Annotated in this window: 24 protein-coding genes; 20 read left to right on the top strand and 4 right to left on the bottom strand. The window is 33.6% G+C overall.

Annotation, left to right across the window (positions count from 1 at the left end):
• Positions 1 to 2: 2 nt before the first annotated feature.
• The 20 genes from THEYE_RS09435 (at position 3) to uvrC (ending at position 20,326) form a co-directional block, all read left to right on the top strand.
• Complete coding sequence (locus tag THEYE_RS09435; protein WP_012546195.1) at positions 3 to 1,958, top strand: PDZ domain-containing protein; 1,956 nt, start codon at positions 3 to 5, stop codon at positions 1,956 to 1,958.
• A 49-nt stretch (positions 1,959 to 2,007) separates the two neighbouring features.
• Complete coding sequence (locus THEYE_RS09430) at positions 2,008 to 2,334, top strand: hypothetical protein (protein WP_012545589.1); 327 nt, start codon at positions 2,008 to 2,010, stop codon at positions 2,332 to 2,334.
• Between the two features lie 65 nt (positions 2,335 to 2,399).
• A complete protein-coding gene (locus THEYE_RS09425) occupies positions 2,400 to 3,251 on the top strand; it encodes a DUF4384 domain-containing protein (RefSeq protein WP_012545313.1) in 852 nt (283 codons plus the stop codon).
• Positions 3,252 to 3,296: 45 nt separating this feature from the next.
• On the top strand, positions 3,297 to 3,896 hold the full coding sequence (locus THEYE_RS09420) for a lipoprotein (RefSeq protein WP_012546278.1): 600 nt from the start codon (positions 3,297 to 3,299) through the stop codon (positions 3,894 to 3,896).
• A 15-nt stretch (positions 3,897 to 3,911) separates the two neighbouring features.
• Complete coding sequence (locus THEYE_RS09415; protein WP_012545144.1) at positions 3,912 to 4,886, top strand: caspase family protein; 975 nt, start codon at positions 3,912 to 3,914, stop codon at positions 4,884 to 4,886.
• A 206-nt stretch (positions 4,887 to 5,092) separates the two neighbouring features.
• Positions 5,093 to 5,965: a hypothetical protein gene (locus THEYE_RS09410; protein ID WP_164924873.1), complete on the top strand. Its 873-nt coding sequence runs from the start codon at positions 5,093 to 5,095 to the stop codon at positions 5,963 to 5,965.
• 18 nt (positions 5,966 to 5,983) lie between these two features.
• Entirely contained in the window at positions 5,984 to 6,445 is a 462-nt protein-coding gene (locus THEYE_RS09405) for a hypothetical protein (RefSeq protein ID WP_012546827.1), read from the top strand.
• A 162-nt stretch (positions 6,446 to 6,607) separates the two neighbouring features.
• Complete coding sequence (locus THEYE_RS09400) at positions 6,608 to 8,884, top strand: GNA1162 family protein (RefSeq protein ID WP_012545518.1); 2,277 nt, start codon at positions 6,608 to 6,610, stop codon at positions 8,882 to 8,884.
• A gap of 13 nt (positions 8,885 to 8,897) precedes the next feature.
• Positions 8,898 to 9,224, top strand: a complete 327-nt coding sequence (locus tag THEYE_RS09395) for a DUF4282 domain-containing protein (RefSeq protein ID WP_012546872.1) — start codon at positions 8,898 to 8,900, stop codon at positions 9,222 to 9,224.
• 1 nt (position 9,225) lies between these two features.
• Complete coding sequence (locus tag THEYE_RS09390) at positions 9,226 to 9,504, top strand: hypothetical protein (RefSeq protein WP_012545522.1); 279 nt, start codon at positions 9,226 to 9,228, stop codon at positions 9,502 to 9,504.
• 8 nt (positions 9,505 to 9,512) lie between these two features.
• Positions 9,513 to 10,355 carry a DUF4384 domain-containing protein gene (locus tag THEYE_RS09385; RefSeq protein WP_012546601.1) on the top strand — a complete coding sequence of 281 codons (843 nt, stop codon included), beginning with the start codon at positions 9,513 to 9,515 and terminating at the stop codon, positions 10,353 to 10,355.
• 90 nt (positions 10,356 to 10,445) lie between these two features.
• A complete protein-coding gene (locus tag THEYE_RS09380; protein ID WP_012545183.1) occupies positions 10,446 to 10,688 on the top strand; it encodes a LapA family protein in 243 nt (80 codons plus the stop codon).
• Between the two features lie 44 nt (positions 10,689 to 10,732).
• Positions 10,733 to 12,376: a transglutaminase-like domain-containing protein gene (locus tag THEYE_RS09375; RefSeq protein ID WP_012546350.1), complete on the top strand. Its 1,644-nt coding sequence runs from the start codon at positions 10,733 to 10,735 to the stop codon at positions 12,374 to 12,376.
• Complete coding sequence (locus tag THEYE_RS09370; RefSeq protein WP_012545061.1) at positions 12,376 to 13,047, top strand: ABC transporter permease; 672 nt, start codon at positions 12,376 to 12,378, stop codon at positions 13,045 to 13,047. Before THEYE_RS09375 ends, THEYE_RS09370 begins: the two co-directional genes overlap by 1 nt.
• A complete protein-coding gene (locus THEYE_RS09365) occupies positions 13,044 to 13,673 on the top strand; it encodes an ATP-binding cassette domain-containing protein (RefSeq protein WP_012546346.1) in 630 nt (209 codons plus the stop codon). Before THEYE_RS09370 ends, THEYE_RS09365 begins: the two co-directional genes overlap by 4 nt.
• Entirely contained in the window at positions 13,660 to 14,550 is an 891-nt protein-coding gene (locus THEYE_RS09360; protein ID WP_012546869.1) for an MlaD family protein, read from the top strand. Before THEYE_RS09365 ends, THEYE_RS09360 begins: the two co-directional genes overlap by 14 nt.
• Positions 14,540 to 15,403 (top strand): tetratricopeptide repeat protein, encoded by an 864-nt coding sequence (locus tag THEYE_RS09355; RefSeq protein WP_012545926.1) that lies wholly within the window; start codon positions 14,540 to 14,542, stop codon positions 15,401 to 15,403. The genes THEYE_RS09360 and THEYE_RS09355 overlap by 11 nt, the downstream gene beginning before the upstream one ends.
• 15 nt (positions 15,404 to 15,418) lie before the next feature.
• Positions 15,419 to 16,468, top strand: a complete 1,050-nt coding sequence (locus THEYE_RS09350; RefSeq protein ID WP_012546851.1) for a FecR domain-containing protein — start codon at positions 15,419 to 15,421, stop codon at positions 16,466 to 16,468.
• Complete coding sequence (locus tag THEYE_RS09345; RefSeq protein WP_164924872.1) at positions 16,458 to 18,539, top strand: CHASE2 domain-containing protein; 2,082 nt, start codon at positions 16,458 to 16,460, stop codon at positions 18,537 to 18,539. The genes THEYE_RS09350 and THEYE_RS09345 overlap by 11 nt, the downstream gene beginning before the upstream one ends.
• 17 nt (positions 18,540 to 18,556) lie before the next feature.
• Complete coding sequence (gene uvrC, locus THEYE_RS09340) at positions 18,557 to 20,326, top strand: excinuclease ABC subunit UvrC (RefSeq protein WP_012545436.1); 1,770 nt, start codon at positions 18,557 to 18,559, stop codon at positions 20,324 to 20,326.
• On the opposite strand, the gene THEYE_RS09335 is transcribed toward uvrC, so the two are convergent.
• From THEYE_RS09335 to rbfA, 4 genes are all read right to left on the bottom strand, one after another.
• Positions 20,310 to 20,969, bottom strand: a complete 660-nt coding sequence (locus THEYE_RS09335) for an ATP-binding protein (RefSeq protein WP_012546635.1) — start codon at positions 20,967 to 20,969, stop codon at positions 20,310 to 20,312. The two genes, uvrC and THEYE_RS09335, sit on opposite strands and share 17 nt — an antisense overlap.
• Before the next feature lie 85 nt (positions 20,970 to 21,054).
• The gene (locus tag THEYE_RS09330; protein WP_012546470.1) at positions 21,055 to 21,825 is read right to left on the bottom strand and encodes a ParA family protein; all 771 of its coding nucleotides are present in this window, start codon (positions 21,823 to 21,825) and stop codon (positions 21,055 to 21,057) included.
• A complete protein-coding gene (locus THEYE_RS09325; protein ID WP_012546380.1) occupies positions 21,826 to 22,851 on the bottom strand; it encodes a DHH family phosphoesterase in 1,026 nt (341 codons plus the stop codon). It lies immediately after the preceding gene.
• Positions 22,848 to 23,204: a 30S ribosome-binding factor RbfA gene (gene rbfA, locus THEYE_RS09320; RefSeq protein ID WP_012545236.1), complete on the bottom strand. Its 357-nt coding sequence runs from the start codon at positions 23,202 to 23,204 to the stop codon at positions 22,848 to 22,850. Before rbfA ends, THEYE_RS09325 begins: the two co-directional genes overlap by 4 nt.
• Position 23,205 lies beyond the last annotated feature (1 nt).

Here is a 23,205-nt window from a genome sequence, read left to right as displayed (position 1 = left end):
TTATGAAAAAATTTTTTATCTCAGTTATGCTTTTATGCTTAGTAGAATTTGCCTATGCTCAGTCTGAAATTGAAAAATACAGATGCATTGAAGTAAGAACAGACCTTGTGGATGATAAAATTCAATACAGCATTAAAAGAGAAAATTCTGTAGAGTTTATCCTGAAAAACTGCCTTCCTGAAAGTTTAAAAATTCATGTAGGAGACAAAAAATTCACCTATGAAAAATCAAAGATACTTGTTGAAGATGGAAGGATAGAGAAAAATGACCTCTTTGCATTTGAATGTTATCAACCTTTTTTTGAGGAAGATTTATACCACTATCGTATTACAAACCAAGCTGAGTATATTAAATATCTCAATAGCAGAAACTACAGATTCCATCTTGGGAAAATCACTCCTCTTATTACTCCTGATTATTCTCTATATCCCACACTTAAACAAACTGCTGAAAAAGTTAATCTTGAGACACCACACAGGACATTTGTCATCTTAAATCGTTCTGGAGGGGCTTCCCATGAGTTTTTCTGTTACATTGATGAAAGCCACGCAAAAAAGCCCTTGCAGGATAAATGTCTGTATAGTTTTGATCAGGTTCTTGATATTCATATGAAAAATAATGATGCCGTAGCAATCAAAGCTCTTGCTGAGAAATACCTTAAAAGACTTGATTATGAAAAAGCAGAAAAGGCATACAAAAAATTGATGGAGCTGTCTAACAATGAAGATTATGAAGGGCTTTTATCTTTCTATATCACTACAAACCAATACAGAAAGGCAGAAGAAATACTTCTTAAAAAAATAGATGAATCGCCTTATGATGCCCGTTTATATATATCACTGGCAAACCTTTACTTACATAAGAGCGAATATGACAGGGCAAAATTATTTATTACCAAAGCTTTAAAGCTGGGATTTGAAGAAGGAGAATACAAAGCCTATGGAATTCTCGGTGAGGTATATATTGCTGAGAGGAACTTTAAGGGGGCTATTTTATCTTTTAAAAAGGCTTCAGAACTTTTCAAAAAAGAATGTGAGCAGCAGAAATTATTGATGGATTTCTTTAAAAAAGATACTGAAATAGTTGATTGTGAACTTCAAGCTTTACCCTATGAGTTAAAGACAATATACAGTCTAACTGAACTTGAAGATTTCATAGAAGCTGAAAAGATGGCAAAAGAAATTCTATCTAAAAAACAAGACAATCCTTACATATTCGGACATCTTTCTTTTATATATGCTGGTACGGGAGATTTTGAAAAAGCAATTGATGCATCTGATAAAGCCATCTCATTACTTAAAAGAAAAGGAATAGGTGCAAATATTGTAATGGGCGAGATTTATCCTATGGTTGTCTCTGTTGACAGAAATACTCCTTCGGAGAAAGCAGGTTTAAAAAGAGGAGACAGGATAATAAACATTGGAGATAGAGATTTAAGGCTTTACAGAGAGAGCAAAGATATCATACAGATGCTGGTTGATTATATAAGTAGTAACGATACAGTGAAACTAACGATACATCGTGATAATTCCACTGATTTAAAAAAAATAGAGCTAAAACCTGAAGAATTTTTAAAACCAGAAGCCTCACAGGCTTTAGCATTTAAGGCAATAATTTTGAGAGTGAAAGGGAATTACCCTGAATTTGAAAATCTTACCACAAAAGCCTACGAATTAAATCCCGAGGATAAATTAGCAGAGATTGCAATGGCACTTTTAAAAACAGATACAGGAAGTTTCAATGAAGCATTAGAATTTTTAGAAAAGGCTGGTAAGGATGTTCATGGTAGTCTTATCCTGCTCATAAGACCACTTGTTTATGCAAAAGCTGGACAGGTAAATAAGGCAAAGGAGCTTTATAGAGAAATCCCCGAGGAACTTCTGAAGACGAAAAATACACTTTATAGAGTGCTTTTAGATGAAATAAAGAGAGTATTGCATGATAAACAGTTGAATTAAAAACCCTGTCTGTGTTTATATCGCATACAGGGAGCAATGTGGAGGGACAATGAGTAAGTTTATGAAGATAATATTTTTCATTCTTATAGGTATAATACTCTGGATTGTGTTAGCATCTGTTGACGCAGGAGCAATAGGTATAGGAATAATTCTTTCTGTTTTTGCCTTCATTGATGTAGTTACAGGGAAATTCAAAGAAAATGAAAAGGTAATCTGGATAGTTATTATTCTTGCTGCCATAATGATAGGAATGATAGGGATATTGGTAAAAAAACTTTCTGACTCCAGTGCTTCTTTAGAGTTTCTATTTGGCTTGATCCCGATTATTCTATCTTTATCTTATTTTATAGTTGGCAGAAGGAGGAGATTAAAATAATTTTAAAGGTAGGCTTAAATCAGAAAAAAGTCTTGAATTTTTTAAAAATCAGGTATAATTCCATTATGAAACAGTTTTCTTTTAAAAATTTCCTTTTGCTAACATCCTCGCTTTTTCTCTTTGCCTTCGTAGCTTTATTTTTAATGTCCTTCTCTTATGCTTCAGAAAAGTCTGTCTGGGTTGAGGCAACGGGTGAAGCATATATGAGTGAAATAGATACTCCGAAAGAGGTTATAGCAAGAGCAAAGGCAGATGCACAAAGAAAAGCAATTGAACAGGCAGTTGGTGTATTCTTAAAGTCCCATACTATAGTTTCAAACAGCCAGCTTGCAGAAGACCTTATTTATGCCTCTGTAAGAGGAAAAATCAATAAAGTTGAAATTATAAAAGAAGGCTGGGATGAGAAGGATAGAAACATTTATAAAGTGAGCCTTAGAGCATTTGTTGAGCCTATATATCCTGAAAAGGAACATGGATTATCTGTTAAACTTTCTCTTTCAAAAGCGGATTTAAAAGAAGGCGATGAAGTGAAAATATTCTATCAGGCAAACAAAGACTGTTATGTATATATATTTTCAATTGCTGCTGATGGTTCTGTAACATTGCTACTACCTAATTCAATTATGAAAGACAATTTTATCAGAGGGCAAGAGATTTATAGTTTCCCGAGTGAATCAATAAAACTTAGGGCAATGTTATTACCTGATTTTAACGGTAATGTTGCAGAAGAAAGCATCAAGATTATAGCTACAAAGAAGAAGGAAAATCTTATTTCTCTTGGTTTTCAAGAAGGCATGTTTCAGGTTTACGATGCAAAATCCACAGGAATGATAAGCGATCTTATAAGAAGACTCAATCAGCTTGAACCAGATGAATGGACAGAAGCAACAGTGGTTTATAGAATAAAGAAAAAATAACATGCAAATAGCTTGAATTTGGATTATTAAAGCGGAGGTATGTTTATGTTAAAAACAATAGCTATTATTTTAACAGGAGCTATTTTATTTACAGGCTGTGCTTTTGTTGATCAGAGAGTTGATTTGACTTATGAAAGAACTGTTAATGCAAAAGGTGGAACAGGGGAAGTATATATTGCAAAACCTAAAGATAACACAGGTCTTAGCAAGAAACCTTCTGGAGAAATAATTATCGGGACAGTGAAAAATACCTATGGTATGAAAACAGCAGATGTTATAACAAGTAATGATATAGGTGACTGGATAGTAAAAGCTCTTATACAAGAACTTTCTTTTGCTGGATACACAGTTATGCCTGTTATAGAATTACCTGACGATGTTCCCAATGGTATTGATTTAACTCTTTTGAGAGTATTTGTTGATCAAGATGTAGGATTCTGGACTGTTGGTGCAATTAGTGATATTCAATTCACAGTAGAAATATGGAAAAATGGCGTTAAAGTAAAAATAATCAATGTTATGGCAAAAGGTGATGAAAGGTCTGTAATGGGTTCAGCAGAAACAAAAGGGATTTCTTTAAAAAAAGCATTGCAATCTGCTATGCAACAGGCTATACCAGAGATAATCAAAACTCTGGAATATTAAAGAGGAGTGATATAAATGTTTAGTAGATTCAGAATATTTATTTTCATTTTTTCTTATGCTTTTGTGTTTGCTGGATGCAGCATGTATGAATTTAAAGATCCTACGGGTGCTCAATTACAAGTTCAGTATGTTTCCCCAGAAGATAAAGGTAAGAAGATTATGTCACAGCCTCAAAAGGAGACTGATAAGAAAATAACATATAAATCACAGATAAAGCCTGCTACTTCAGAAATAGAACCTGTGCCAGAGTTTAAAGTAAAATCAAGACCAAATGATATTGCTGTTATAGTTGGTATTGAAGAATATCAAGATTTGCCAAAATCGGATTTTTCAAGTAGCGATGCAAAACTTATAAGAAACTATCTTAAAGCTTTGGGTTTTCAAGAAAGAAATATAGAGGTTCTTATAAATGAAAAGGCAACAAAATCAGGTATTGAAAAAGCTATAGAAGCATGGCTTCCAAATCATGTAAAGGCTGATAGTAAAGTTTTCATTTATTACTCAGGACATGGTGCACCTGAGCCAAAAACAGGAGATGCCTATATAGTGCCTTATGATGGAGACCCTAATTATCTTGATGTAACAGGGTATTCATTAAAAAGACTTTATGAGAAACTTGCTAAATTAAGGGCTACAGAGGTGATTGTGGTTCTTGACTCGTGTTTTTCAGGGATAGGCGGTAGAAGCGTGCTTGCAAAAGGTGCACGACCTCTTGTGATCATGTCAGATATGCCTATGATATCAAAAAATATGGTTGTTATTTCAGCCTCTCAAGGCAATCAAATAAGCACATCTTCTCCAGAGTTAGGACACGGGATATTCACATACTATTTTCTGAAAGCATTGAAAGAAGGCAAAAAAGCTATAGTGGACATCTATCAATATATAAAGCCTCTGGTAGAGGACGAAGCTAAACGTTTAAATATAAATCAAAGTCCGAATATTACTCCAGATATTGAAAAGTTAAAAGGCAAATTTTATTTAAGATGATTGATTAAGAGTTAAAATATGGATGATTTTAAGGATAGGGAATTTTAATTTTCTTACAATTATCAGTGATTCACTATATTGTAAGAAGCCTCAAAAATTTATAAAAGGAGAAAGAAATGGAAATCTTCCGAACTTTTAAAATTTGTATCAAAATTTGTCTCTTTATGTTATTTTTGCTGTTAGTTTATCCTCAAAACAGTATGGCTGTGAAACCTCTTAGCGGTGGAGAACTTGAAAGTGCTTGTAGAGCATATGCAGCAAAAGCAGCTCAAAATACTCAGCAATGGATTGCCAACAACTGTAGACAAAAATTAAGTATGACATCCCAGTTACTTGAATACGATTACAATAGGCATTACAACCGCTGTAAAGAAACTCTTGGAACTTCTATTAATAATGATCTTCAACATCAGGAAAATTTGCTAAAAAAATGTATGGGAGTTTCACCACCTCCTCAAAAGCCTCCACAAGATTCAACTGGAACTCCAACTGATAAGAAACCTGAGATAACAAAAAAGGAATTAATAAATAACACTCAACTAAAGGCTCTTTCAGGATGGACTATACATGAATGGTATAAACCTTCTAATGGTAAAGGTGAGGTTATATCAGAACCAGATGGTATAAGATTTAGAAGCACATCAGGAAATCACAGGATAGGAATCATGCAGAAATTAAATGTCAGTGTCTCCACATGTAAATCTCTTATTCTCACCGCTACTGTAAAGGCAGACTATCAGACGCTTACAGGAACAGGATGGCAAGGAAGAGAAGCACCTGTTGCAGTTTTTATGGCGTACACAGATGCCAATGGAGTTGTGCACAATTTTTTAAGTGAAAATCCGAATGATACAGCAAGAAGAATGTTCTGGCATGGGTTTTATTATGCTGATCCTGTATCTCCAAGCATCACTGCATACGGAACAAAAGTTCCAAAAGGACAGTGGTATACCTATACATTTGATTTGATGACTCTTTATCCGAAACCTGTTTATATAGACTTTGTAGGAGCTGAAGGTGCTGGGTGGGCAACAAGAGATGGGAAAATCAGGTTTCTTAGCATTCAGTGTATGCAATAATAAAAAAAGGAGAAAAAAATGAAACACAAAGGCTTAATTTTAATCTTGATTGGATTTTTTATCTTAACAGGAAGTTTTTCATTAATGGCACAGGATTCCTCAGATGTTGGTTTGCCAGCTTTCAAGCCAATATCAAGCAAAACCATGACTCTAAAATACGGATTCAAAGGAGCATCAGTATATGATAATGCATTAAAAAAATGGCAATTTTACAAAATGACCACCATAACCCGTCACAAAGTTGAAGGATATGTTAACCAGATTAATGACAATTTTGCCCTTGCAGCCGGGCTTCATGAGGTTGCTGTATACGATTTTTCAAAACATCAATGGTTTGTTTATAAAAAGGGTGGAGCAGATGACAGCACAGGTATGTTGAACAAAAACTTTGAAATGACCAAAGATTACGTAAAAGTTAAAGTGCTCAACGGTCCATTTATAAAGTATACAACCGTAACAGGATGGGTTGAGACAAAATAATTCCATTCACAAAAGTTTTGCGAGAAGGTGACGATACATTACCATTCATGTAAATTTCAATCGGGCTGAACAAATCAGCCCGATTTTTTAAAAAATGTGAAAATTACCTTGAAATCATTTAAGTAAAACATTATAATTTGAAAAAAGCCTAAGGAGTAAATTATGAAGAAGTCTTTCTTCCTTTTGGCAATTCTCCTGTTTATTGCTTCCTGTGCCACCTTGCCCGAAATTAAAAAAGAAACCCCTGAGTCAAAAATCTCTGATGAAGAGCTTCCAAAGACTGTTGCAATTCTTCCCTTTGAAAACAAAACAGAAGAGATGGGGATTGCAAATCAGGTAAGAAAAGCTTTTTACAATCACTTTAGCTCAAAACCCTACAGAGACATTGAACTCACTGTGGTTGATGAAAAAATAATTCAGCTTGAAAAAAGCTCAGGTAAAAGCATTCTTGAAATTCCACCAAAAGATATATGCGAAGCCTTAGGATGTGATGGATTGATTTATGGAAAAGTTATAGATTATAAAAAAATCTATGCAGTTGCTTACTCTCAGCTTGGAATTGAAGCTGAAGTGTGGATGATAAACACAAAAACAGGGAAAGAAGTCTTCAGGCTAAAGGATTCAGTAAGATATCATGAAGGTGGAGTGCCTCTTTCTCCTTTGAGTGCAGTCATGACAGCAATATCTACTGCAATGAACATACGAGACATTCAGCAGGTAAGAATGCTCAATGAACTCTGTTACAAATTCAATGAAAAAATCCCATCTCCTGAAGGACTTATTGAACAAAGACCTGTAATTAAAGAGGTTCTCACAAATGCGAAAGATTCACCTTTTGGTAAAGGCAAGGTAATACAGGTCGGAGCAGAAGGTGACAGAGGAATGGTTGCTACCTTTGATATTGGTAATTTTAAGAAAGGCGTCCCAATGAAAGAAACACAGCCCGGAATCTATATTGGTGAGTATGTGGTTATGCCCGGAGATAATGTAAAAGAAGCACCGATAATTGTATCTTTAAGAAAACCTGGAGGTTATGACACTCAATGGATTGATGTAAGCGGATTTGTAACGATTGATACTACCCCGCCGCCTCAGGTAACAGGATTAAGAGCAAAGGGTTTTCATGACAGGATTGAGATAAGCTGGCAGGCTCTGAAAAATGTTCCTGATCTTAAAGGATACAGAGTTTTAAGAAGTGAACAGCCTTTAAGTGGATTTAAAGAGATTACAACAACAGAGTTTAATTTCGTTGAAGATAAAACCGTAGAGTATGGAAAGGTTTATTACTACAGAGTTGTTGCCTATGATACTGCTGGTAATGAGTCAGAGATACAGGATGCAAAAAAAGCATTTCTTACTGCAAAAGAGCCTCAGATAATTTCAGGAAGTATTGAAAAGGATACAGTTCTTTCAGGCAACTATATTGTAAAAAATAGCCTGTGGATTCCTAAGGGATTAACTCTTACAATTGAGCCTGAGACAAGATTAATGTTTGATGAAAATGCTCAACTTAAAGTGGAAGGGAAAATTGTCATAAATGCAAAGGATTTTCCTGTTGAATTTGTCCCCGTTGGTAATAAAAAGTGGAAGGGAATCGTGTTAGAAGGCGGATATATAGAAATGAACGGATTTAGAATTAAAAATGCTGAAACAGGGATAAGTTTGAATTCTTCAGGAGGCGTTATTGAAAATGGAATAATTTCTGATAATGACAAAGGAATTTCAGTATTAGGAATACCGTCACCTTCCATTAAAAATTTAACAATTTCAGGAAATAAAACAGGGATTGAACTTGTCAAAACAAATTCAATAATTTATCTTAACAGTCTGTTCCAGAATGAAACAGGCATTAAAATTATTGGATTTTCAGGCGAGATAAGAGATAATAACATCTACGATAATAATCTTAATATTTATTCAGAAACATTTTTAAAAATTGCTCCAAATTACTTTGGTTCAATAAATAGCGATGAAATGAGGCTTAGGAACATTCAAATAAGCAGTGTTTATGATGCCAAACTACCTGAAGGAAAACTTGTAAATCCGATTACAAATCCCTATGCAAAACTTTCTCAGGAAGAAAGGCAGAGAAAAGCAACAGAGTTTGTAATTGAGGCAGGAGAATACTTTAGGCAGAGAAACTATGGTAAGGCAGTAACACTTTTTGAGGAAGCTCTGAAAGCTCAACCTACTCCAGAGATTTATTATTATCTTGCCATCTGCTATCAGGAAATGAAGGAAGAAGAAAAAACATTGAAATATCTTAGAGAGGGGGTGGAAAAATTTCCAAAAGATTCAACTTTGCAGAAGTCATTGGGTTTGATTTACTATCAAGCTGGCAGGGAAGATGAAGCAAAAAAAGTTTTTGAAGAAGTTTTAAGGCTAAACCCTGAGGACAGGCAGGTTAGGTTTTTAATGGAAAGATTGATAAATAAATAAAAAAGGAGGATTTATGGAGACAGAAAAAGGCTTTTTTGCACAGCTTTTTGATTTATCATTTAAAAGTTTTATCACTGTAAAAATAATCAAACTTCTCTATATTCTTGCAATCATCGGTTCAGGACTTATTGGTTTAATGCTTTTAATAGGTGGTGTAAGCACTATGAAATATTCACCTGGTGCAGGGTTTCTGCAGATAGTTTTAGCGCCATTGATTGCTCTTCTGGGTATAATATGGTCAAGAGTTTTTCTTGAATTAACAGTTGTTTTATTTAAGATAGAGGAGAATACTGCTAAAATTAGTGAAATTAAAGAAAAAGAAACAAAAATAGGAGATTAAGATGAAAAGGTTAGTATTATCAATTTTTTTAATCGGGCTTGTATTTGCTTTTGCTTCTTCAAGCTTATCATTAACTAAACCCACTGAGTCATCAGGTTCATGCAATATTAGTTCAGAAAATATTCTACTTGCAGCTTCAGCAAACTGCGCACCTTGGAATCTTCAGCCAAATGGATGTTATGAGAGAGTTTGCTGTTGTGACAAAAATGGGCAGCACTGGTGTGAAAGATGCTGTCCTGACAAAAGCGGTAAATGTGTAGCATACAAAGTTAAGTGTTAAAGATGTTCATGAAAAAAATTTTTTATATTGCATTATTAATTTTAATTTTAGCTTCTACTGTCTATGCATCCCAGTCTGCAATCACAGAATCAGAAGGTTATGCTTGCATGGGTGAAGACAGGACAAAAAGGCAGACTGAAGAGACAGCACTTCAGGATGCTAAAAGAAAGGCAATTGAGCAGGTATCAACTTATATTCAGGCAGAAACTCAGGTTAAAGATTTTGAACTGCAAAAAGACATAGTAAATGCCTATGCAAATGCAAAGGTAAGAATTATTGAGCAGAAAGGTATATGGGACAGTGAACCCCCAAAGGTTGGTGATTGTTACAAAGTAAAGATTAAGGCAGAGGTAATTCCTGATGAGACTGCTATGAAAAAGATATCAGGGGCAGTTTCTCTTGATGACCCTTCAGCACCCCTTAAGGTTCAAATATGGACAGAAAAAAGGGAGTATAAGGCGGGAGAGAAGATAAAGGTTTTTCTAAGAGGAAATAAGCCCTTTTATGCAAGGATTGTTTACAGGCAGGCAGATGGAAGTCTTGTCCAGATTCTTCCCAATCCTTACAGAAAAGATAACTACTTTCAGGGAGGAGTCATCTATGAAATACCTTCAGGTCCTGACAGATTTGAGCTTGAAGTAACACCACCATTTGGTGAAGAGAATGTTATTGTTTATGCAAGCACAGGTGAGCTTGGCAGTGTTGAGCTTGAGGAAGCAGGAGGGGTTTACAAGATAAAGACGAGGCTTGAAGAAGTAGAGAATAAAACAAGAGGTGTTCAGATTGTTCAGAAAGGACAGAGTAAGGCATCAGAGTTTTATGAGACAATGCTTAAAGTGGAAACAAAATAATGTGAAAATTACCTTGAAAACTTTTCTCACTATATATACAATTTAGTGGAGCTCCTTGAGGAGCTTATATAACTCTAAGGAGGTTTTAAAATGAGAAAAAAACTATATCTCATTATTGTCCTGCTTTTTGCATTTTTGGTTGTTGGTTTTGCAGTGGCTCAGAATAAGGATAATTCTACCGCTTTTCAAAAAGTTGACTACTGCCTTGCAATGAATGTTGATGGAAAAATGGAGAACATGATTTCTGCAAAACCCTGCACACCCTCTGGATGGTGGTGCACATCCAGCGGCCAGTGCTGTAGCGGAAGATGCACAAATAATGTATGTGATTAACTAAAAAAGGGCAGGCTCAGTCCTGCCCTTAAAATTGAAATTCAATGAAAAAACTAAAGATTTTGATATATTTAATAATAATTTTTTGCTCTCTTTTAACCGCTTATACTGCTTTTCCCAAAACTCTTATTCTGGAAGGCAGTCTTTACAGTAAGATAAAAGTGACCCAGCAAATGGATTTTGCTGTGCCTCAGTCCCTTGAAACTTTAAGTTTCAGATTCGCTCTTCCGAAGGATTTTTCAAATAAGTTCGTCTCACAGAAAATCTATAATCTTGATATAAAAATTGAACCAAAACCAGAGCAATTTCAAAAAGTAACTGATATTTATGGAAATCATTGGGCAGTTGCAAGCTGGAAAAATCTCACAAAATCGGTAAAAGTGACTGTTACCTTTGAAGCCTCTGTTGGTTCAGAATTAAGAGCAGAAACTTCTACTTCAGAGTTCCCATTAAAAAACATTCCTGAATCTGAAAAATTTTTTCTTAAATCAACAGAACTTGTTCAATCAGAGCATCCTGATATTATAAAGCTTGCCAGAGAACTTACAAAAAATTCTCAGACAGAGTATGAAGCGGTTACGAGAATTCTTAACTGGGTTGTTGACAATGTAAAATACACATACAATCCACCACAGTTTGATGCTTTGTGGACACTTAAAACAGGGAAAGGCAACTGTCAGAACTTTGCTCACATTGCAATCGCACTTCTTAGAGCTTCTGGAATTCCTGCAAGAGTTGTGGGGGGGATAACCCTTAAAGAACAATGGAAGATTCCTCTTGGTAAAAGTTTCCTTGTGCAGAGCATGGGACAAGGAGGACATGCCTGGATAGAGATTTATTTTCCCGATCTTGGATGGTTGAGCTATGATCCTCAGCAGTCAAAGCAGTTTACCTCAACAAGACATATAAAGCAAACCCATGCTCTTGAGTCAGATGAAGTTAATGACACATGGAGGGCTTATCCATATCTGCCTCCATTCAGTGAAACAATTAATGCAAAGTTTATTTCTGACAGTATTCATATATCACCAAAAGCATCTGAAGCCGCACCGAAATCATATCTTTTAAGTAATAAATTAGTTATTAAAAAGGAGATGGTTGAAAAACCTCCTATGCCTGAAAAACCTCTTCCACCACCTGCTCCTTCTTTGCCAAAAGAGAAAGTTTTTGAGTTTGGTAATATGGATTTCCCTAATCTTGTTGAACTTTATCAGGTCTCTGGTGATAGAGCGATAAAAATTCTGGATAAAGAAACCGCAGAGTATGTTACTTCAAGATATATCTATGCTCAAGCATTCAGAATTGATGAATTCTTGGAGATTGAGAAAATATCTCTTGCAATGAGAAAATTTGGTGGGGATGGCACTATTTATATTGATTTGATTTATGATGAAGAAGGGAAACCAGGATTTAAAGGATTCAGATCAAATCCTGTATTTCTTGAAAATATTCAGAGAAAACCAGGTTATTACTGGGTTGACTTTACATTTCCTGATAAAATAAAGATAAACAAAGGAAGATACTGGATTGTTCTTAGATATTCAGGAGATGTAATAATGAACTGGTTTTATATCCCGGGTAATCCTTATGGAGATGTTGACGATACTCGCTCAACTCTTAAAGGTTATAAATGGGAAGATATACTTAATTATGATTTTGTATTCAAAATAAAAGCAAAAAGAAACTAATGTCACCTGTTACAGAAGTTTTTTTAAGACAAATTTACTTTACAGGAATTCAGGCAGTTCCTGCAGTAACAATTTCAGGATTACTTATAGGTTTAATAATAGTTCTTCAGACGGCTTCAATAGCTGGAACAGGCTCAAGTAATATGATTGGTAAAATACTTTTATGGCTGGTTTTAAAAGAAATCGGGCCATTTTTTACAGGACTCATAATTCTTACAAGGAGTGGTTCAGCAATTGCAACAGAACTTGCAACAATGAAACTGGGCAGAGAGATTGAGTATCTTGAGGCGATGGGAATAAAACCTGAAGTTTATTTAATAAAACCACGGCTTTATGGAGTTGTTTGTTCTGCTGTTATTCTGTCTATATATTTTCAGCTTACAGCCATGTTTGGAGGTGTTTTTTTGGCAACCTTAATGAGCGGAATACCTTTTTCAGATTATGCGAACGCAATTGTTTTTCATCTTTCTATTAAAGAAATTGTAATATCTTTTTTAAAATCACTGATTTTTGGCTTTTTAATCTCTTTAATCTGTATATGGCAGGGTCTTTCTGTTATGAAAAGTCCTACGGAGATACCTCAGAGAGCAACAAAAGCTGTCACAGGAAGTCTTTTTTCATTGTTTCTAATTGATGTTATAATTGATGTTATTGCGAAAATTATTGAATGATAAAAGTTATCGGCTTAACTGGTGAATTTATTAATAAACAGATGAACTTTGAAGTTGAAAAAGGTTCAAAAACTGTTTTTATCTTTGAAAAAGATGAACAGGGAAGTGAATTTTTAAAAATAGTTACAGGCATAAAAAGCCCTAATAGAGGAGAAGTAATTTTAATGGGACGAAGACTTAATGAGCTTACAAGAGACGAGCTTTTTGAACTAAGAAAAAAAATCAGTATAGTTTTTAAAACAGGAGGTCTTATAAGTAATTTAAAGACATGGGAAAATCTTATGCTTCCTGCTCTTTATCATAAAATTGCTGATGAGGAAAGTATTACTAAAAGGGGAGTTGAAATTCTAAAAGAACTTGCATTTAAAAGAGAACCAATGTGCAGTATATCCCAACTTACAAAGTTTGAAAAAAGGCTTATCGGGATTGCAAGAGCTTTTTTAATGATGCCTGAGATTATTATTTTTGAGTATCCATTTGATGGGCTTGAAGAATCAGAAAAAAAATGGCTTACTGAAAAGATAGAAAAGTTAAGAGATAAAGCTACTATTCTATATATTCTTGGTTCAGAAAAAGAAGGCTTATTAATTGAGAAAGCAAATATAATTAAAAATGCAGAAAATTAAAGAAACAGATCCGAGATTTGTTTTCCTTAAAGGAAAAATTTTTCTATTTATTGCAATAGCTCTTATTGGAATCATCATTCTTCTTTTTTTTATTGGGAAACAGAGAGGAATGTTTATAAAAACAGAAGATTTTTATTTCATAACAACAAAAGCTACAGGACTTTACAATGGAATGCCTGTTAAGGTTTCAGGTTTTAAGATAGGGAGGCTTAAAAATATGAACTTACAGGATGACGGCACTGTGAAAATTATTCTTTCCATAGAGCAGTCTCATGCAAAATGGTTTAGAGAAGGTTCTGTAGCAGTGCTTACAAAGGAAGGTTTTATAGGTGAGTCTTATATTGAGATATTACCTGGCAAAGGACAACCTCTTAAATCTGGAGAAGCAATAAAGTTTTTTAGACAAGCAGGAATTGAGGAAATAGCAGCAGAGCTGAAAGGAGAGATTTCAGAAATTCTCAAAGGAATAAAAGAGACAATAAATTACGTCAATGAACCACAAGGCAGTGTTAAGAAAAGTCTTGAAAATATTGAAAAAATCTCCAAAAATTTAATAAATACAACTGAAGAACTTAATGCACTTCTTAAAGAGCTTAACAGCAAAACTCCGCAGATAACTCAAAAAACAGAAAAAACTATTGAAGAACTCACAGAACTTATCAAATCTTTACAAAAACTCTCAAAAGAGCTAAATGAAACAGCAACTACAATTAAATCAGCGACAAAAAAGGACATACCAGTTATTATTGAGCAAACAAAAAAAAGTATGCAGGATGCTGATGAGATACTTCAGAGTATAAAAGGACTTTGGCCCATAAGAGAAGGGATTAAAAAACAAGAAATCAAGCCTTTAGAGTCCGATAGTTATGAACCATAAAAAAAGATTACACAAACCAAGACCTGTATCAATTTTGATTAGTCTTATTGCAATCGTCTGTTTAACTCTGATGCATGGATGTTACAAACCTCCTCTGGAACAGCCATATAGAATAAATGAACTTAACAATTTGATTTTACAGGCAAATAAAGCCTTTGAAAAAGGACAATCTGAAAGAGCAGAAAGTTTATATCATGAAGCTCTTAAAAAATCTCGTATAATTCAGGATGATAATGCGACTGTGATAGTTTTAATAAGTCTCTCAAGGCTTTATACCTCAACTGGGCAGATAGAAGAAGCCAAAAAACTTATTGATTCAGCAACTGAGCTTTCTAATAGAGCATTTTTACCTGAAGATACTCTTGAAGAGCTAAATTTTGAGAAAGCAAGAATAGGTTTTCTGCTGAATGAAAATGTTGAACAACTATTGAGAAAACTAAGCTTTTCTAATTTCACCAATATTAGAATAAAATCATTAAATCTTATTGCAAGACTTAAAATCAAACAGCATGAATATGAGGAGGCAGAAAAATTACTCAATCAAGCTCTGATAATAAATCAGAAAACAAATAGAATTGAAGAAGCTAATTCATTAAGACTTCTTGGGCATGTTTATTTAGATAAAGATAACGCATTGGCAGGGCAATATTTCCTGAAAGCACTTGAAATTGATAAAGAACTGGCAATACCAGAAAAAATAGCTCTTGATATGGAGACTCTTGGCATATTCTATAAAAATATGGGTGAAAAACAAAAAGCAAAAGAGTATTTTATAAGAGCACTTGAAATATGGAAAGGGCTTGGCAAAAAAGAGTTTGAAATAAAAGCTGTAAAAGAGATTGAAAGCCTTTAAACATCGGAGGTATTTATGAAAATAGTAATTCTTATTAGTCTATTCATATTATATTTATATTTATCATCACTTGCCTATGGAGCAATTGGAGAGATTGAAAAAATTGATGGAACGGTTCTTTACAGAGAACAAGCAGGTATCCCCTATAAAAAAGCTAAGGCAGGACTTACAATAAACACTGGCTACTGGATAAAAACAGAGCCAAAAAGCTGGACAATTATTAAACTAATTGATGGAAGCAAATTTACTCTTTCTGATAACACAGAACTTGAAATTTCAGAATATTTGCTTGATAAAGGGAAGAAAAATGGAGTTTTTTATGTAGCGCAGGGGAAAATCAGAGCAACTGTGGTAAAAATTACAGGACAGACTACTAACTATAAAGTTAAAACTCCTACAGCAGTAGCAGGTATAAAAGGAACTGAATTTTTAATGCTTGCTAAGGGACAGGCAAATGTATTTTTTGGTAATGAAAATACAGTTTACATAACTGGACATGATACGCCAGAAAAAATCCTTATTCCTGATACCATGATTCAGAATACAAGAGGATTAACACCTGCAGAACCTGTTAAAGTAGAGCATGGTAGTCTTCTTGAGGACGCAAAAAAAGGACTCTCCATGCTTACAGCAGCAGTTCCACCTAAGGAATGGGAAATATCAGGTGCTTTGCCAAATATAATAGCAAGGTGGGATATAAATTACGGGCATTATCTTGCTGACAGCGGCAAATATGAAGAAGCTCTTTATATATTTCAGATAGCTCTTGACCTTAGTGATAAACCAGAGATAAGAGCTGATGCAAGGCTTGAAAGAGGCACTGTATATTCAAGATTTCTTAGAAATCCTGAGGCTGCATTAGCTGAGTATTTGCTTATTCTTGAAGAATATCCTGAGATTCCGCAGAAAGAAACATCGCTTTATCTTACAGGAATGACACTTTATGAACTTGGATTAAAAAAACAGGCAAAACAAAGACTTTATCAATACAAAAAAACTTATCCCGAAGGAAAGTATATAACGAATGTTGAAACAATTATCAGACTTTTAGAGAATGAAAAGTAAGTTATTTATATTTTTCTGTATAGGATTTTGTTCTATACTGGTTGTTATTATTAGTTATTTTTGTAAAATAGACTTTTTAAACTCCATAGATTTGAAACTTAAGGATGTAAGATTTAGATTACGAGGAGATATTGAGCCTGATAAAAGAATAGTAATTGTTGCAATAGATTCAAAAAGTATAGACAGACTTGGAAGATGGCCCTGGGATAGAAAAATTATAGCTAAGCTTATTGAAAATCTTAAAGAAGTCAGAGTCATTGCTCTTGATATTGTTTTTTCAGAACCTTCAAATGCTTATTCTGATAAGCTTCTTTCATATGCTGTAAATAAAAACAATGTAGTTACAGGTTACTATTTTAGAGATGAGGAAACTAAAATTCATCCTCAATCCTACTTAAATCTCATGCACTCAAAAATAAAAATAGTTAAGATATTAGAAGATGTAAAAATTTTACCAGTAAAAGAATTCCCTTATGCTGAACTTAATATCCCATTAATAAAAGCTCAAGCAGGATTTTTCAATATATTTCCTGATGATGATGGAGTTTACAGAAAAATAAATTTGCTTGTTCTTTATAATGGAGAACTCTATCCACATCTATCACTTAAAACATTAGAAAAATTCAAAAATAGTCCTTTGATTGTCGGAATTACTAATTATGGAATAAAAGGTTTGTGGGTAGGTAATGAACTTATACCTGTTGATGAATCAGGGAGACTGACAATCAATTACTATGGTAAAGGTGGTTCATTTCAAACTGTATCAGCTGTTGATATCATAAATGGTAATCTAAAATTGTCATCGGATAATATTGTTTTTATAGGTGCAACCGAGATGGGAATATCTGATATTCGCAATACACCATTTGATCCAGTGATGCCTGGAGTTGAAATATCAGCTACGGTATTATCTAATATTCTCAAACAACAATATTTGATTCACAATGCATGGGTAACACTGCTTGATATTGCATTTATAGCTATCCCTGTTTTATTGCTTTGTTTGTTTCTTACAAAGGCTTCCAAAACTTTAATTTCCTTGTTTATTTTTTCTGGAATTACTTTCTTAACCTATCTAAGTAATTTCTTTATTTTTAAAGCCTATTTTCTTGATCTTTCAATTATTTATCCCTTCATATCCCTTTCTATATGCTATTTAGCATCAGAGGCATACAGGAATTTAATTATTGAGAAAAAAAGCAAATTTATAAAAAAAGCCTTTTCAAGCTACATTGCACCAGAACTTGTAGAAATCATAATTAAAAATCCTGATAAATTAAGGCTTGGAGGCGAAAAAAGAATAATCACAGTAATGTTTTCTGATATAAGAAATTTCACAACCATTTCTGAATCCCTTAATCCTGAGCAGCTTGTTACATTACTTAATAATTATCTTGACCCTATGACAAAAATAGTGCTTAAACATAAAGGAATGCTTGACAAGTACATTGGAGATGCCATAATGGCAGTTTATAATGCACCTGTTGATTTAAAAGAACATGCCAGAGAAGCTGTATTAACAGCCCTTGAAATGCTTAAGGAGCTTAAATCATTGAATGAAAAGTTTGCAATGATGAAATTTCCTCAAATAGGCATTGGTATAGGAATAAATACAGGTGAGGCAATTACAGGAAATATGGGGACAGAAAAAAGATTTGACTATACTGCAATTGGAGACACAGTAAATTTAGCATCAAGACTTGAAGGATTGAATAAGTTTTATGGGACAAAAATAATAATAAGCGAAAGCACCTTTAATGGTATTGTTAATAAAGAACAAATCTTTATAAGAGAGCTTGATTTAATAAGAGTTAAAGGGAAAAAAGAACCTGTAAAAATCTATGAAGTTATGGAAGAAGATTCTCCTTTAATTTCTGTTGTAAAAGATTTTGAGAAAGCATTACATCTGTATAGAAACTGCATGTTCAAAGAAGCCTTAAAAATATTTACCTATATTCATGAAGAATTCAGTGATCAAGTCTCTTCAATTTATGAAGAAAGATGTAAAGATTATATTTTAAATCCTCCTCCTTCAGATTGGGACAGAGTCTATACTGCCCGAGAGAAGTAATCTGATACAATATTATTATGATTGATTTAAATACTGTTCCTTCTTTACCGGGAGTATATCTATTTAAAGACAGTAAAGGAAAGGTTTTGTATGTTGGGAAAGCTAAAAATCTAAGAAACAGGCTTAAAAGTTACTTTCAATCAGATGACCTTGACCCAAGAAAATCAAAAATGGTTAAACTTATTAAAGATTTTTCATATATTGTTACATCAAATGAGTTTGAAGCTCTTGTTCTTGAAGCAAATCTGATAAAGCAACACAAACCTTCATTTAATGTTTTGCTTAGAGATGACAAGAGCTATCCATATCTTAGAATAACAGTTGTAGAGGAATGGCCTAAAATAGATGTTGTTAGAAAACCTAAAAAAGACGGCAATTTATATTTTGGTCCTTATGTTCCTGCTCAGTCTATGTGGGAGGCTTTATCTTTTATCAGAAGAAATTTTCCAATAAGAACATGTAAATACAGACTAAATAAGCCTATACGTCCTTGTGTTCAATATCAAATGAAAAGATGTCCTGCTCCATGTGCTGGATTTATTAGCAGAGAGGATTATATGAAGGGAGTTAATGAGGTTGTATTATTTTTAAAAGGACAAAAAACTGAATTATTGAATATTCTTTATGAAAAAATGCAAAAGCTTTCTCATGAGCTTAAATTTGAAGCAGCAGCAAAGATTAGAGATCAGATTAGAAGACTTGAAAAAATATTCACACAGCAAAGAGTAGTTTCTCAAACGCTTGATGATATGGATGTAATAGGAGTATATATTGAAAATTCTAAAATATCTGTAAATACTTTATTTGTAAGGAATGGATTACTTGTTGGTTCAAATGATTGGACAGTCAAAAAGGCTTTTTATGAAAGTGAAGGAGAGCTTATTCATGCAGTAATTGAAGCTCTTTATTCAAAAGAAGCCCTGATTCCTCCTCCAATCATTGTTTTAGAAAACTTGCCAGAAAGTTTAACAGAAATAAAAGAGTGGTTAAAGGAGAAAAGAGGAGATTTTGTTGAACTCAAAACTCCTTCCTTAGAAGAAGAAAAAGCCCTTCTTGACATGGCATTAAATAATGCAAAAATTCATTTACAATCAAAGATTTCACCTTTGGAAACATCACTTAAAGAATTAAAACAAAGACTAAATCTTTCCGAAATTCCTTCTAAAATCGGAGCTTTTGATGTATCAACCCTTTTTGGTTCTTATTCAGTTGGAAGTTTTGTCTATTGGCAGGATGGCTTCTTTGATAAAAACTTATACAGACACTTGAGAATAAAGGAAATTCAAGGTATTGATGACTACTCAGCAATGAAAGAAATTGTCCACCGAGTAGTTAAGAAATTTAATGCAGAGTTACCAGAACCTGATTTAATATTAATTGATGGAGGCTTGGGACATTTAAATGCTGCAATCAAAGTTATTAATGAATTAAAAGAAAAACTCAATGTTTTCGCAATTGCAAAAGACCCTGATAGACTTATTTTCCCTGATGGAAGAGAGCTTGTTCTTGAAGATAAAAAACCTTCTTCACTTCTGTTAAAAAAAATACGAAACGAAGCCCATAGATTTGCTATATCATATCATAAAAAACTCAGAAAAAAAGCTACCTTTGAATCATTACTTGAAAAAATTCAAGGAATTGGTAAAAAAAGAAGACTTACACTGCTAAAACACTTTGGAAGCATATCAAAGATAAAGGCTGCTACAGTTGAAGAAATAGCATCTCTTCAGGGATTTAATCTTCGGCTTGCAGGAAAAGTGATAGAGGAACTCAATAAGATTTCATAGTGCCATCAATATCAATAATATTTTCTTCAAATGAAATACTTTTACCTGACTTATTTAAAGCCTCTTTAATAATCCACGTAAGTCCAGCACAACAGGGAACTGTCATTCTTAAAACAGTAATTGCTTTAATATTGTTTAGATTAAAAATCTCTGTAAGTTTTTCAATATAAAATTTTGCATCATCAAGTTTTGGGCAGGCAATTATTAATTTTTTATCTTTTAAAATCTCTTTGTGAAAGTTAGGGTATGAAAAAGCAGTGCAATCAGCAGCAATTAGCAAATGAGCATCCTTCAAAAATGATGCATTTACAGAGATGAGCTTAAGTTGAATAGGCCAGTTATTAAGCTTGTGGTTCTTCGCGAAAGAAAGGCATTCACAAGACGGAACTTCCTTGATTTTTATTAATTCAAGATGCTTTTTATTAGCCTCTTCATCAAAGGGTTGTGCTTCTTTTTCAACTATTGTAATTGCTCCTTTTGGACAACTTCCAAGACATGCACCGAGTCCATCGCAATAAATTTCATTAATAAGTTGTGCCTTACCATTAACAATTTGAATTGCTCCTTCTGCACAGGCATTTACACATGCTCCACAGCCATCACATCTGTCTTGATCAATTTGAACTATTGACCTTTTTGTCATCTTTCCTCCTTTAGTATTGATTAGCTTAGTTTTATTTTATCTTGCAAAAACAGAGGAAAACTATGATGGCAATCATATTTTATATCTATGAAGGACTGTGGCGAGAAATTATTTCTTGAGCAAGTTCACTATATGCAATTGTTCCGTAAGCATCTGGTGCATAAAAAATAGCAGGGATTCCATTCATTGAAGCTTCAGATAAAGCTATATTTCTTGGGATATAAGTCTCAAAAATTTTTGAGCGAAAAACTCTTTTTATATCTTCTGCGATAGTCCTGCTTAAGTTAATATGTTTACTAAACATTGTAAGAAGAATTCCCTCAAGTTCCAGAGCTTCATTAAAACTTCCTTTTATTCTCCATAAGAGCTTGATAAATATTCTTAAAGCCTCTAATGCAAACTGTTCACATTGAACAGGAATTATTACAGACTCTGAAGCTACAAGGGCGCAAAGTGTAAGAAAAGAAAATGAAGGAGGACAATCAATAAAAATATAATCAAATTCATCTTTAAAGCTTTCAAGTAAAAATTTTAACCTTTTTTCCCTTTGTTCAGTTTCAAATATTTCAAGTTCTGCCATAAATAAATCTATTCTTGAAGGAATTACATAAAGATTTTCTATTGGCTGGCTCAAAACTTCCTGTAGTGTTGCCTTGCCCGCATAAAGTTCATATAATCCTTTGATTTTTTCTCCATTTTTTCTAATCCCCAAGCCGAATGTAAGGCTTGCTTGAGGGTCTGAATCTATTACAAGAATTTTTCTGCCCTTTACTGCCAAACAGGCTGAGAGATTTATAGCTGTTGTTGTTTTACCTACACCACCTTTTTGACTTGCTATTGCTATAATTTTTCCCATTTATTTCAACATGTTATAAACCTTCATTTTTTCAATAAGTTTATTTCGTGCCTCTTCAAAGGATGCTGAAATTCTATATCCAGCGGCATTCTTATGCCCTCCTCCACCAAATTCTTCTGCAATTTTGCTTACATCCAAATCACCCTTTGAACGAAGACTGACTTTTAGAAAACCTTCTTGAATTTCTCTAAAAAGAGCTGTGATATTAACTTCTTTTAAAATTCTCAAAAACTCTACAAATCTTTCAGTGTCAGACTCCTGGGTGAGAGTTTCATCAAAATCCTTTTTACTTATAAACGATATTGCAATAGGAGGAAATAACTCAATATTGTTCAACATTTTTATAAAAAGTCTGAATCTGTTTTGACTCCATGACTCAAAACTATGTTGATAAATATAGGAAGGTTTTGCTCCGTAGCTTACCAGTTCTGATGCAATTGATAAAACTTCCTTTGTTGTATTTTCAAATTGGAAGTTACCTGTATCAACGATTATTGCTGTATAAAGATTTGTTGCAATCTGTGGTGTGATTTCGCCATTGAATGCTTTAATGAGATAAAAAACCATTATACCTGTTGCTGCCTTTTGTGGGTCAATCCATTTCAAAGAGTTATGGTCTGGAAGGTTAGATTCAACATGATGGTCAATAATCAGCTTTGTACCCGAAAAAGTTTTAATTTTTTCAATAATTTCCTTCTTATAGCTAATTCTTGACAAATTATTACAATCCACCAAAATTAAAATATCAAAAGGCAAACTATTCTCTTTAGCACAATTGCATGAAAAAACTAAATCTTCAACTTTTAGAAGCTCAATATTTTTAATAGAGTCACTTCCTGGAAGAAATTGATACTGCACAGGGATTGGATACTCTGCATAAATTTCTGCTTTTTTATTGAATTGTTCAAGCAGAAACTTTAAAGCGATAGAGGAACCAAAAGCATCTCCATCAGGCGTTGTATGTGTAAGTATTAAAAAAGAATTATTTTTTTTAATAGCATCAATTAAATATTCAGGTGGTCTCAAACCTCCTCCGAAGTCTTCTTTATCTCTTTTAAAAGTTGGTCAATTCTGAATCCACGGTCTATAGATTCATCAAATAAAAACTCAAATGTAGGTATTATTTTAATTCTGAGTCTTTTTGCAATTTCACTTCGCACAAAACCCTTTGCGTCATTTAAAATTTGAAGCGTAAGCTGTCTGTCTTCTGTTTTAAGCACTGAAATAAAAACTTTTGCTATTCGCAAATCATCTGAAAGTTCAACATCAGTTACTGTAATAAAACCGAGTCTTGGGTCTTTTATTTTATGCAAGATTATCTCAGCTACTTCTTCCTTTAAAAGAACTTTGAGCCTTTGTGCCCTTTTATAGGGTTGCATT

Origin of the sequence: Thermodesulfovibrio yellowstonii DSM 11347, assembly GCF_000020985.1 — a bacterium.
Classification (GTDB): domain Bacteria; phylum Nitrospirota; class Thermodesulfovibrionia; order Thermodesulfovibrionales; family Thermodesulfovibrionaceae; genus Thermodesulfovibrio; species Thermodesulfovibrio yellowstonii.
This window is presented reverse-complemented; position numbering and strand designations above follow the sequence as displayed.

What these genes read in the sequence shown, in the direction of transcription:
- THEYE_RS09370 (WP_012545061.1), top strand. Translation starts at nt 12,376, where the DNA reads ATGTCACCTGTTACAGAAGTTTTTTTAAGACAAATTTACTTTACAGGA.
- rbfA (WP_012545236.1), bottom strand. Translation starts at nt 23,204, where the DNA reads ATGCAACCCTATAAAAGGGCACAAAGGCTCAAAGTTCTTTTAAAGGAA.
- THEYE_RS09395 (WP_012546872.1), top strand. Translation starts at nt 8,898, where the DNA reads ATGGAGACAGAAAAAGGCTTTTTTGCACAGCTTTTTGATTTATCATTT.
- THEYE_RS09420 (WP_012546278.1), top strand. Translation starts at nt 3,297, where the DNA reads ATGTTAAAAACAATAGCTATTATTTTAACAGGAGCTATTTTATTTACA.
- THEYE_RS09390 (WP_012545522.1), top strand. Translation starts at nt 9,226, where the DNA reads ATGAAAAGGTTAGTATTATCAATTTTTTTAATCGGGCTTGTATTTGCT.
- THEYE_RS09345 (WP_164924872.1), top strand. Translation starts at nt 16,458, where the DNA reads ATGAAAAGTAAGTTATTTATATTTTTCTGTATAGGATTTTGTTCTATA.
- uvrC (WP_012545436.1), top strand. Translation starts at nt 18,557, where the DNA reads ATGATTGATTTAAATACTGTTCCTTCTTTACCGGGAGTATATCTATTT.
- THEYE_RS09335 (WP_012546635.1), bottom strand. Translation starts at nt 20,969, where the DNA reads ATGACAAAAAGGTCAATAGTTCAAATTGATCAAGACAGATGTGATGGC.
- THEYE_RS09365 (WP_012546346.1), top strand. Translation starts at nt 13,044, where the DNA reads ATGATAAAAGTTATCGGCTTAACTGGTGAATTTATTAATAAACAGATG.
- THEYE_RS09435 (WP_012546195.1), top strand. Translation starts at nt 3, where the DNA reads ATGAAAAAATTTTTTATCTCAGTTATGCTTTTATGCTTAGTAGAATTT.
- THEYE_RS09430 (WP_012545589.1), top strand. Translation starts at nt 2,008, where the DNA reads ATGAGTAAGTTTATGAAGATAATATTTTTCATTCTTATAGGTATAATA.
- THEYE_RS09360 (WP_012546869.1), top strand. Translation starts at nt 13,660, where the DNA reads ATGCAGAAAATTAAAGAAACAGATCCGAGATTTGTTTTCCTTAAAGGA.
- THEYE_RS09330 (WP_012546470.1), bottom strand. Translation starts at nt 21,825, where the DNA reads ATGGGAAAAATTATAGCAATAGCAAGTCAAAAAGGTGGTGTAGGTAAA.
- THEYE_RS09355 (WP_012545926.1), top strand. Translation starts at nt 14,540, where the DNA reads ATGAACCATAAAAAAAGATTACACAAACCAAGACCTGTATCAATTTTG.
- THEYE_RS09400 (WP_012545518.1), top strand. Translation starts at nt 6,608, where the DNA reads ATGAAGAAGTCTTTCTTCCTTTTGGCAATTCTCCTGTTTATTGCTTCC.
- THEYE_RS09380 (WP_012545183.1), top strand. Translation starts at nt 10,446, where the DNA reads ATGAGAAAAAAACTATATCTCATTATTGTCCTGCTTTTTGCATTTTTG.
- THEYE_RS09350 (WP_012546851.1), top strand. Translation starts at nt 15,419, where the DNA reads ATGAAAATAGTAATTCTTATTAGTCTATTCATATTATATTTATATTTA.
- THEYE_RS09415 (WP_012545144.1), top strand. Translation starts at nt 3,912, where the DNA reads ATGTTTAGTAGATTCAGAATATTTATTTTCATTTTTTCTTATGCTTTT.
- THEYE_RS09425 (WP_012545313.1), top strand. Translation starts at nt 2,400, where the DNA reads ATGAAACAGTTTTCTTTTAAAAATTTCCTTTTGCTAACATCCTCGCTT.
- THEYE_RS09385 (WP_012546601.1), top strand. Translation starts at nt 9,513, where the DNA reads ATGAAAAAAATTTTTTATATTGCATTATTAATTTTAATTTTAGCTTCT.
- THEYE_RS09375 (WP_012546350.1), top strand. Translation starts at nt 10,733, where the DNA reads ATGAAAAAACTAAAGATTTTGATATATTTAATAATAATTTTTTGCTCT.
- THEYE_RS09405 (WP_012546827.1), top strand. Translation starts at nt 5,984, where the DNA reads ATGAAACACAAAGGCTTAATTTTAATCTTGATTGGATTTTTTATCTTA.